Here is a 6000-nt window from a genome sequence, read left to right as displayed (position 1 = left end):
TTAGGCGTACAGACGCGACGCTCAGCGCCGACGACCCACCCCTAGCCCCTCCCTGACCAGGGAGGGGAGCATGCCACCATCAATCCCGCGTCAGCACAAAATACACGACGTAGAACCACGAAAAGAACCCGTGGATGATCGCCCAGAGCACAGATTTGTGCGCGGTGTAGCTGATCGCGATGGCCAAGGCGCTGCCGAAGCCGACGCCGTTGCGGACGACCTCGCGCTGCACGATGACCCGCCGTTCGCTCATGCCGCGCGCTTGGCCGTCAATGCGACTTCTGCGTTGAGCATCTCGGCGACCTCGAACGCCACTTCCAGCGACTGCGCCGCGTTGAGGCGCGGGTCGCAATGCGTGTGGTAGCGGTCGCCCAGAGCCTCGTCGGTGATCGCGATCGCGCCGCCGGTGCATTCGGTCACATTCTGCCCGGTCATCTCGATATGGATACCGCCGGCATGCGTGCCCTCGGCGCGGTGCACGGCGAAGAAGCCGCGCAGTTCGGCCATGATCCGCTCGAAGGGCCGCGTCTTGAAGCCGCTTTCGGATTTCACGACATTGCCGTGCATCGGGTCGCACGACCAGATGACCGGGTGACCCTCCTTCTTCACCGCGCGGACGAGCGGCGCGAGGCCGGCCTCGACCTTGTCGTGCCCGAAGCGGCTGATCAGCGTCATCCGCCCGGGTATGCGCGCAGGGTTAAGCGTATCCAGCATCGACAGCAGCGCGTCGGTGCTGAGGCTTGGGCCGCACTTGATGCCGATCGGGTTGCCGATGCCGCGCAGGAACTCGACATGCGCCGACCCTTCAAAGCGGGTGCGGTCACCGATCCACAGGAAGTGGGCGGAGGTGTCGTACCAGTCGCCGGTCAGCGAATCGCGCCGGGTCATGGCTTCCTCGAACGGCAGCAGCAATGCCTCGTGGCTGGTGAAGAAGCTGGTGCCCTGCAGCTGCGGGACGGTATCGGGGCTGATGCCGCAGGCGCGCATGAAATCGAGCGCCTCGCTGATGCGGTCGGCGGTCTGGGCATAGCGATCCGCCCAGGGGCTGCGGCCCATGAAATCGTGCATCCACTGCTGCACCTGCTGCAGGCTGGCATAGCCGCCGCTGGCAAAGGCGCGCAGCAGGTTGAGCGTGGCTGCGCTCTGCGAATAGGCGCGCACCATGCGTGCAGGATCGGGCTCGCGCACCGCCGCGTCGAACTCGATGCCGTTGATGTTGTCGCCGAAATAGCTCGGCATCTCGATATCGCCCTGCCGCTCGGTCGGGGCGGAGCGCGGCTTGGCGAACTGGCCCGCCATGCGGCCCAGCTTCACCACCGGCCGCTTCGACGCGAACGTCAGCACCACCGCCATCTGCAGCAGCACGCGGAAGGTGTCGCGGATGTTGTTGGGATGGAACTCGGCAAAGCTCTCGGCGCAATCGCCGCCCTGCAGCAGGAATGCCTCGCCGGCGGCAACGCGTGCCAGTTCCTTCTCCAGGCTGCGCGCTTCGCCCGCAAACACCAAAGGCGGATAATTCTTCAGCGTGGCCTCTGCCTCGGCAAGCGCGGCGGCATCGCGATACTCCGGAATATGCCGCGCCTCTTGGGTCCGCCAGCTATCAGGTGTCCACTTCACTGCCACGTCATTCACTCCAGCCGTCCAACAAGACAAGCCCGGCAATTTAGGCCGGGCCGCGCCCCATAGCAATGTCAGGCACAAAATGCAGCAGCCAAATGGCATTTAACGTCGCTTGCGCCTCGCAAGCCTTGCCATTGATAACGCAAAGACTCTAAGCGAGGGACCATGGTTCCGCCCGATATCCTCCCCTTCCGTGGCCGGTTTGAAGGCAGGACGCATTATTTCGCCTGCCGGGTCTATTTCGAGGACACCGATTTTTCGGGCATCGTCTATCATGCCAACTATCTGCGCTATCTGGAGCGGGCGCGCTCGGACATGCTCAGCTGCCTGGGTATCGAGCAGCGCACCACTTATGCTGCCGGCGAAGGCGTATATGCGGTGGCCGACATGAACTTGCGCTTCCTGCGCCCGGCCAAGATGGACGACGACCTGGTGGTGATGAGCCAGATCACACGATTGCGCGCTGCAGCGTGCATCATTCATCAACGAGTCATCCGACGCGGACAATCTATGGCCGAATCCTTCGAGACACTTCTGGATGCAGAGGTTACCGCCGCCTTTATCAACCCCGAAGGGCGACCCATCCGCCAGCCCCGCGCCTGGGTGGACGCCTTCACCGCCATTCTCGATCCTGACCAGCCAATTCCTGATCCTGACCAGAAAGACTGACCCCGCTTATGATCGATACCATGGGCATTACCCCGGATGCCGTCACCCTGTCGCCGCTCAAGCTGTTCATGGAGGCCGATCTTGTCGTCAAGGCGGTGATGATCGGTCTGGCATTGGCCAGTATCTGGACCTGGACCATCATCATCAGCTTCGGGCTGAAGATCGGCAAGATCACGCGGAGCAACGCCGCTTTCGAGAAGGATTTCTGGAAGGCGGGCGATATCGATGCCTTTTACAAGGCGCGGGGGCATGAGACGCTGCCCAGCGCGCGGGTGCTGGCATCGGGCGTGAGCGAATGGCGTCGCACCACCAAGGGCAAGGTCACCGATCGCGATGGCGCGCGCCAGCGGCTGGCAACCGCGATGCAATCCACCGTGGGTCATGAGATCGACACGCTGTCCGACCGGCTGAACTTCCTGGCCACCGTGGGGTCGGTCGCGCCGTTTGTCGGGCTGTTCGGCACCGTCTGGGGCATCATGCGCAGCTTCACCGCGATCGCAGCGGAACAGAACAGCTCGCTCGCGGTCGTCGCGCCAGGCATCGCAGAAGCCCTGTTCGCGACCGCCATCGGCCTGTTCGCGGCGATCCCGGCGGTCATCGCGTACAACCGCTTCTCGCACCGGCTGAACAAGCTGGAGGGCAAGCTGTTCCGCTTCTCCGACGCCTTCCACGGTGAGCTCAGCCGCGAGCTTGAAAAGGACAGCTTCTGATGGGCATGTCGCCAGGTTCTTCAGGCGGCCCCTCGGGTGGCGGGCGGCGGGGCCGGTCGCGCGCTCCGATTGCCGAAATCAACGTCACCCCGTTTGTCGACGTGATGCTGGTCCTGCTGATCATCTTCATGGTCACCGCGCCGTTGCTGGTCGCGGGCGTTCCGATCGACCTGCCCGACAGCCGCGCCAACGCGCTGGAGCAGGAGAAGGAGCCGATCCAGATCTCGCTCGATGCCGAGGGCCAGCCTTTCATCGATGACAATCCGGTTTCGCAGGCAGATCTGCCCGCCGCGCTGGAGGCGATCCGTGCCGAGCGCGGCGACGACAATGGCGATGCGCCGCAGATCATGCTGCGGGCCGATCGTTCGCTCGACTATGGCAAGGTCATGACGGTGATGGGCGAGCTGAACCGGGCGGGCCTGAACCGCGTATCATTGGTCACCACGGGTTCATCCGAGGCCGAATAGGCCAGTTTTCTCACGAAGGATCAGCAGGAACGGGATGGAGAGCAGCGAGCGTCTTGGGCTTTCGGTGGCGGTTGTCGGCCATATCGCGCTGTTCGGCGTGCTGTCGCTGGGCATCGCCAGCCGCAGCGAACTGAAGATGCCGACCGAACCCCTTACCGTGACGCTGACCGACGAGGTCGGCCTCGTCTCGCAATCGCCCTCGCCCAATACCGAGGCCGCGACTGCGACTGCGCCAGAGATCGCCCCCGAAATCGAAAAGGCCGCACCGGCACCCGAACCTGAGCCTGCGCCCGCGCCCGCCCCGCCGGTGAAGCGGCCAGAGCCGCCCGCGCCCAAGGCCATCGAGCGCCCTGCCCCGCCCAAACCCAAGGCGGCGGAAAAGCCCCGCCCTGCGCCAGTGCCCAAGCCTGCCCGCAGCACTCCGCCGCCGCCGGCCAAGCCGACCCCCAAGGCCGCAGAAAAGCCCAAGCCTGCGCCGCCTGCCGATACATCCGACCGCCGCCGCCCCGATCGCCCGGCGACCAAGCCTGCGGCGAAACCGGCGGCCAAGCCTGCAGAAAAGCCTGCGACGCAAACTGCGCGCGCGCCGCGGATCGGCAAGGATTTTCTGGACGGCGTGACCGACAAGGCTTCGACCAGCCGTTCGCAGACGCCGCCTGCAGCCGCTGCAGGCCCCGCCGTCGTCGCCTCGCTGCAGCGGGAACTGCTGCGGCAGGTCAAGCCGCACTGGGTGCCGCCGACCGGCGCAGATGCGGAACTTTTGCGCACCAAGGTCGTCGTTCGTCTGGACGAGCAGGGCAATATCGTGGGCACGCCCAGCGCAACGACCACCGGGGTCAATGCCAGCAACCGCGCGCAGGAAGGCCAGCACAAGGAACGCGCCATCGCCGCTGTCCGCCGCGCCGCGCCGTTCAAATTTCCGGCGCAATATTATTCGGAATGGCAGACCATCGAGCCAACCTTCTATCTGGGATTGTAAACCATGCGCTTTTTATCATCTGTCAAACCTCTCCCGCATTCCCGAGCCCTTCGGCTGGCTGGCAAGCCAGCCGCTCAGGATAAACTTCCCGGCTTTGCCGGGAAGTCGAGGGACGCGTGCGCAACCGTTGCGCATACATCCCTCGACTTCGCTCGGGACAAACGGAGGTGGGCACTGGGACTGTCGATTGCCGCTGTCGCATTTGCAACGAGCCCCGCCCAGGCCCAGCTCGCGGTGGACGTCGACAACGCCGGCAATGCGGACCTGATCATCGCGGTTCCTGCGCTGCCCACCCCGCAGAGCCAAAGCACGCTGGCAGGCACCACCGAGGATCTGGGCAACCGCATCAGCGACGTGATTGCCTCCGACCTCGACCGTTCGGGACTGTTCAAGCCCATCGGTCGCAATGCCGTCAAACGCATCACTGTTGATGAAGTGACCGCACCCACCTTCCCCTATTGGCAGGGCCGCAGCGCCGCCGCGCTGATCCAGGGCTTCGTCCGCTCGAACGGCGACGGCAAGATCACCGTGGGCTGCTATCTGTACGACGTAGCGCTGGGCAGCGAGCTGACCCGCCAGGGCTTTGTCGTCGAACCGGCAGACTGGCGGCGCGCCGCGCACAAATGCGCCGATGCCATCTATTCGCGCCTGTCGGGCGAAAGCCCGTTCTTCGACAGCCGCATCGCCTATATCGCCGAAACCGGCCCCAAGGGGAACCGCACCAAGCGCCTTGCAATCATGGATTCGGATGGTGCAAACCACCGGTTCATCACCAACGGCCAATCGACCGCGCTGACGCCGCGCTTTTCGCCGGACTACAAGCAGATCGCGTATCTGAGCTATCTCGACGGCAACCCGCGCATCTATGTCTATGATGTCGGCACAGGCCGGCAGCGGCTGGTGACGCAGAGCCGCAATCCGACGTTCGCGCCGCGCTGGTCGCCCGATGGCCGCTATCTGCTGTATTCGATGGCGATCGGCGGCAACACCGACATCTACAAGATTCCCGTCTCAGGCGGCACGCCGGTGCGCCTGACCGACGGCCCGGGAATCGATGTCGGCGGCAGCTTCTCGCCCGATGGCAGCCAGATCGTGTTTGAAAGCGATCGTGGCGGCGGCCAACAGCTCTATGTGATGAACGCAGACGGCACCAACCAGCGCCGGATCAGCTTTGGCGGCGGACGCTATGCCACGCCCGAATGGAGCCCGCGCGGCGACCTGATCGCCTTCACCAAGATGCAGGGCAATTTCCGCATCGGCGTGATGAGCCCATCGGGCGGCGGCGAGCGCTTGCTGACCAACAGCTGGCAGGACGAGGCGCCGACCTGGGCGCCGAATGGCCGCGTCATCCAGTTCTTCCGCACCGGACGCGGCGCGGTCAGCTCGACCGTCTGGCAGGTGGACCTCACCGGGTCGAACGAGCGCCGCTTGCCCACGCCGGTCGACGGCTCCGACCCATCCTGGGGGCCGATCCTGCCGTAAGCCGTGCAATTCGCGGCATCAATGGCGGTTTTTGCGGCAAAAGGGTTTACCTTGCCGACAAAGCGAGTCACGG

7 protein-coding genes are annotated in these 6000 nt (G+C 64.8%); 5 read left to right on the top strand and 2 right to left on the bottom strand.

Annotated features, from left to right (window positions below):
- Positions 1–79: 79 nt before the first annotated feature.
- Positions 80–253: a hypothetical protein gene (locus tag D618_RS19810; protein WP_017669919.1), complete on the bottom strand. Its 174-nt coding sequence runs from the start codon at positions 251–253 to the stop codon at positions 80–82.
- A complete protein-coding gene (locus tag D618_RS0102565; RefSeq protein ID WP_026091209.1) occupies positions 250–1623 on the bottom strand; it encodes a 3-deoxy-7-phosphoheptulonate synthase class II in 1374 nt (457 codons plus the stop codon). Before D618_RS0102565 ends, D618_RS19810 begins: the two co-directional genes overlap by 4 nt.
- Positions 1624–1785: 162 nt before the next feature.
- Here D618_RS0102565 and D618_RS0102560 point away from each other — a divergent pair, with 162 nt between their 5' ends.
- The 5 genes from D618_RS0102560 to tolB all read left to right on the top strand — a co-directional run bounded on the left by D618_RS0102560 (position 1786) and on the right by tolB (position 5927).
- Entirely contained in the window at positions 1786–2289 is a 504-nt protein-coding gene (locus D618_RS0102560) for a YbgC/FadM family acyl-CoA thioesterase (RefSeq protein ID WP_017669917.1), read from the top strand.
- Between the two features lie 8 nt (positions 2290–2297).
- Entirely contained in the window at positions 2298–2999 is a 702-nt protein-coding gene (tolQ, locus tag D618_RS0102555; RefSeq protein WP_017669916.1) for a protein TolQ, read from the top strand.
- Entirely contained in the window at positions 2999–3466 is a 468-nt protein-coding gene (gene tolR, locus D618_RS0102550) for a protein TolR (RefSeq protein WP_017669915.1), read from the top strand. Before tolQ ends, tolR begins: the two co-directional genes overlap by 1 nt.
- Positions 3467–3500: 34 nt before the next feature.
- Positions 3501–4445 carry a hypothetical protein gene (locus D618_RS0102545; protein ID WP_017669914.1) on the top strand — a complete coding sequence of 315 codons (945 nt, stop codon included), beginning with the start codon at positions 3501–3503 and terminating at the stop codon, positions 4443–4445.
- A 174-nt stretch (positions 4446–4619) separates the two neighbouring features.
- A complete protein-coding gene (gene tolB / locus D618_RS0102540; RefSeq protein ID WP_026091208.1) occupies positions 4620–5927 on the top strand; it encodes a Tol-Pal system beta propeller repeat protein TolB in 1308 nt (435 codons plus the stop codon).
- The last annotated feature ends 73 nt before the right edge of the window (positions 5928–6000 follow it).

Source organism: Blastomonas sp. AAP53 (assembly GCF_000331245.1).
In the GTDB taxonomy this organism is placed as follows: Bacteria; Pseudomonadota; Alphaproteobacteria; order Sphingomonadales; family Sphingomonadaceae; genus Blastomonas.
Note: the sequence above shows the minus strand (reverse complement) of the source record. Positions and strands in the feature narration are given on the sequence as shown.